Consider the following 3,935-nt stretch of genomic DNA (forward strand, 5'->3'; position numbering starts at 1 on the left):
CACAGGATTTTCAGTGAACACAGATTATGTGAACACCCGAGAAACCTGTGGGAGCTGGCTTGCCAGCGATGGGGCCCTGAAGAACATCCAAGGCCTTCAGAGCAGCCCGGCAAAATTCAGCCGGAACTGCTGCGGCGTCACCCCCAGCCGGCGATTGAACACACTGCGCATGTGCTGCGCATCGCGAAACCCGCACTGATAAGCCACAGTCTTCAGCGGCGCCGTGGTGCTTTCGAGCAGCACCCGTGCCGCATCGACTCGCGCACTTTCGACGAACTCTGCCGGGGTGACCCGGGCCTCGCGGGCAAACACCCGGGAAAAATTGCGCGCGCTCATGTTCGCCGCATTTGCCAAGTCGGCAATCGTCAGGTCGCCGGTGAGATTGGCCAGCACGTACAACTGCACCATCGCCACCGCCGAGGTCGGCTCCGCATGCGGCGTGAGGAACGGGCTGAACTGCGACTGCCCGCCCGAGCGCTGGGTGAACACCACCAGCCGTTTGGCCACGCTCAGCGCCACGTCAGCGCCGTGATCGCGGGCTAACAGGTACAGCGACAGATCGATCCCCGCCGTAACCCCGGCCGAGGTATAGAGTGCACCGTCCTCGACATACAGGCGATCGGCTTCGACCCGCGCCGATGGACACAATTGCGCCAGCGCTTGGGCATCGTTCCAGTGGGTGGTTACCGTTCGCCCGTCCAGCAGCCCCGCCCGCGCGAGCATGAACGCGCCGTTGCAGATCGAGCCAAATCGCCGCGCACGGGCACAGGCCTCGCGCAGCCAGGTGTCGAAGCCTTTGCCGAAATCCAGAAACGGTAACTGCGGGCCGCCGGCGACCAGCAGCAAGTCCCAGGCGTCGAGCGCCTCGCTGAAATGCCGGTGAGCGCTGAGGTTCAAACCGTTGGAACAGGCCATCGGGCCATGCTCGACGCCGATCACCTCCAGCCGATAGTGATCCTCGGGGGGCAGAAAACGATTGGCCTCGGCGAACACATCCATCGGCCCGCTGACATCCAGCGCCTGCACGCCGGGGAACACCACGATGGCGATGGTTTTGTTCATAAGCCTCCTTGGGGATCTTTGTGGCGAGGGGATTCATCCCCGATCGGCTGCGCAGCAGTCGTAGATCCTCACTGCGCGGTTTACCTGATTCGCTGAAATAGCAGGTTTTGGAACTGCTGCGCAGTCCATCGGGGATGAATCCCCTCGCCACAAGTTCGGTGTCTGCTGTTTTAAGTGAGTTGGCACGATTTGCAGGTCGATTGGCAAGGATCGCAGCCATGGGTTGTTTGTCCGTGCAGTGCCTCGGGGAACAGACTTTGTCCATCAGCGCCACGACGGCGTTTTCGACGAGGAAACACCTTATGAGCACGACCATTGCCGGCATCAAAATCCCCGACAGCGCCCTCGCCCGGGCCACCACCGAATACATTCGCGACATCGAATCCGACCTGCTCTATCACCACTCGCGCCGGGTGTTTCTGTTCGGTGCGCTGAGCGGCGAACGCCAACAACTGACCTACAGCCCGGAGCTGCTGTATGTCGGCGCGATGTTCCACGACCTCGGACTGGTCGACGGTTATCGCAGTGATGACGAGCGTTTCGAAGTGGATGGCGCCAACGCGGCAACGGCGTTCCTCAAACCATACGGGCTGAGCGATGACGACATCGAACAGGTCTGGCTGTCGATTGCCTTGCACACCACGCCGGGCGTGCCCAAACATCTGCGGCCGACTGTGGCGCTGGTGACGGCGGGTGTCGAGATGGACGTGCTGGGTATGGATTATGCGGCGTTCAGCAGTACCCAGCGCGAGGCGGTGGTGCATGCGCATCCACGCGGGGAAGGTTTCAAGGAATGCATCATCTGCGCGTTTGCCGACGGCTTGCGCCATCGTCCGCAGACCACGTTCGGCAATGTGAAGAGCGATGTGCTGGTGGATCAGGAGCCGGGGTTCAGGCCGATGAACTTTGTCGAGGTCATCCGTACATCCCCTTGGATTTCCTGAGCTCCAAAAGCAAAAGATCGCAGCCTGCGGCAGCTCCTACAGAGATTGCATCCACTGTAGAAGCTGCCGCAGGCTGCGATCTTTTTTGCCCGTCAGGCCGCTTCCGGCGCAGGCGCGCGGCGCACGTCCGGTTGTTTCCACGAATCGGCGGCGCCTTCTTCGATGGCTTGCTGGATGGCTTTCTTGCGCGCTTCTTCGGCGCGGCGGCTGAAGAACCACACCAGGAAGGTCACCAGCGATACCGCTAGCAAAATCAGGCTGGCCACGGCGTTGATCTCCGGCTTCACGCCCAGACGCACCGCCGAGAACACTTCCATCGGCAGCGTCGTCGAACCCGGGCCGGAGACGAAGCTCGCCAACACCAAGTCGTCCAGCGACAGCGCGAACGACATCATGCCGCCCGCCGCCAGCGATGGCGCGATCATCGGGATGGTGATCAGGAAGAACACCTTCCACGGCCGCGCACCGAGGTCCATGGCTGCCTCTTCGATCGACAGGTCCAGCTCACGCAGACGCGCCGACACCACCACCGCCACATACGCTGCACAGAACGTCGTGTGGGCGATCCAGATGGTGACGATGCCACGCTCCTGCGGCCAGCCGATCATCTGCGCCATGGCCACGAACAGCAGCAACAGCGACAGACCGGTGATCACTTCAGGCATCACCAGCGGCGCGGTGACCAGGCCACCGAACAGCGTGCGGCCCTTGAAGTGGGTGATGCGGGTCAGGACGAACGCGGCGAGGGTGCCCAGCGCCACCGCGGCAACCGCGGTGTAGCAGGCGATTTCCAGCGAGCGCACCACCGAGCCCATCAGTTGCGTGTTGTCGAGCAGGCCGACATACCACTTGATCGACCAGCCGCCCCATACCGTCACCAGTTTCGAGGCGTTGAACGAGTAGATCACCAGGATCAGCATCGGCAGGTAGATGAACAACAGACCCAGAACCAGCATCAAGCTGGAGAAACGGAAGCGCTTCATTCTTTACCCTCCATTTCCTTGGCCTGACTGCGGTTGAACAGGATGATCGGCACAATCAGGATCGCCAGCATCACCACCGCCAGGGCGGACGCCACCGGCCAGTCACGGTTGTTGAAGAACTCTTGCCAGAGCACTTTACCGATCATCAGGGTTTCCGGGCCGCCAAGCAGTTCCGGGATCACGAACTCACCGACCACCGGGATGAACACCAGCATGCAGCCGGCAATGATCCCGTTCTTGGACAGTGGAATGGTGATTTTCCAGAAGCTGTTGAAGGTGCTCGAACCGAGGTCGGCAGCAGCCTCCAGCAAGCTGTGATCGTGCTTCACCAGGTTGGCGTACAGCGGCAGGATCATGAACGGCAGGTACGAGTAGACGACGCCGATGTACACCGCGAGGTTGGTGTTGAGGATCTGCAGCGGCTCGTCGATCCAGCCCATGCTCATCAGGAAGCCGTTGAGCAGGCCGTTGTTGCTGAGAATGCCCATCCACGCATACACACGGATCAGGATCGCGGTCCAGGTCGGCATCATGATCAGCAGCACCAGCACCGTCTGCAGCTCTTTACGGGCGCTGGCGATGGCGTAGGCCATCGGGTAGCCGATCAGCAGGCACAACAGCGTGCTGAAGAAAGCCATCTTCAGCGAGCCAAGGTACGCGGCGATGTACAACTCGTCGTCGCCGAGCATTGCGTAGTTGCCAAGGTTCAGCAGCAGTTGCAGCTTCTGCTCGGCGAAGGTGTAGATCTCGGTGTACGGCGGAATGGCCACATCGGCTTCGGCAAAGCTGATCTTCAGGACGATGAAGAACGGCAGCATGAAGAACAGGAACAGCCAGATGAAGGGAACCCCGATGACCAACTGGCGGCCACCGGGAATTATTCGATTGAGCCGGCGTTTGAATTTGCGCATGTTCATGAGCGAAGTACCACGCCGCTGTCGTCTTC

4 protein-coding genes are annotated in these 3,935 nt (G+C 61.0%); 1 reads left to right on the forward strand and 3 read right to left on the reverse strand.

Translation table 11 applies throughout. From position 1 onward, the window contains the following. Nucleotides 1–96 precede the first annotated feature (96 nt). On the reverse strand, nt 97–1,062 hold the full coding sequence (locus tag HT737_RS13835) for a GlxA family transcriptional regulator (RefSeq protein WP_182402914.1): 966 nt from the start codon (nt 1,060–1,062) through the stop codon (nt 97–99). A gap of 302 nt (nt 1,063–1,364) precedes the next feature. Between HT737_RS13835 and HT737_RS13840 the strand changes: the two genes are divergently transcribed. Next, a complete protein-coding gene (locus HT737_RS13840; protein ID WP_182402916.1) occupies nt 1,365–2,006 on the forward strand; it encodes an HD domain-containing protein in 642 nt (213 codons plus the stop codon). A gap of 92 nt (nt 2,007–2,098) precedes the next feature. Here the strand turns inward: HT737_RS13840 and HT737_RS13845 are convergent, their stop codons facing one another. Both HT737_RS13845 and HT737_RS13850 read right to left on the reverse strand, forming a co-directional pair. Next, nucleotides 2,099–2,989 carry an ABC transporter permease subunit gene (locus HT737_RS13845; RefSeq protein WP_041072127.1) on the reverse strand — a complete coding sequence of 297 codons (891 nt, stop codon included), beginning with the start codon at nt 2,987–2,989 and terminating at the stop codon, nt 2,099–2,101. After that, complete coding sequence (locus HT737_RS13850; protein WP_174377002.1) at nt 2,986–3,867, reverse strand: ABC transporter permease subunit; 882 nt, start codon at nt 3,865–3,867, stop codon at nt 2,986–2,988. The genes HT737_RS13845 and HT737_RS13850 overlap by 4 nt, the downstream gene beginning before the upstream one ends. Between the last annotated feature and the right edge of the window lie 68 nt (nt 3,868–3,935).

Source organism: Pseudomonas sp. MD195_PC81_125 (assembly GCF_014060985.1).
Classification (GTDB): Bacteria; Pseudomonadota; Gammaproteobacteria; order Pseudomonadales; family Pseudomonadaceae; genus Aquipseudomonas; species Aquipseudomonas parakoreensis.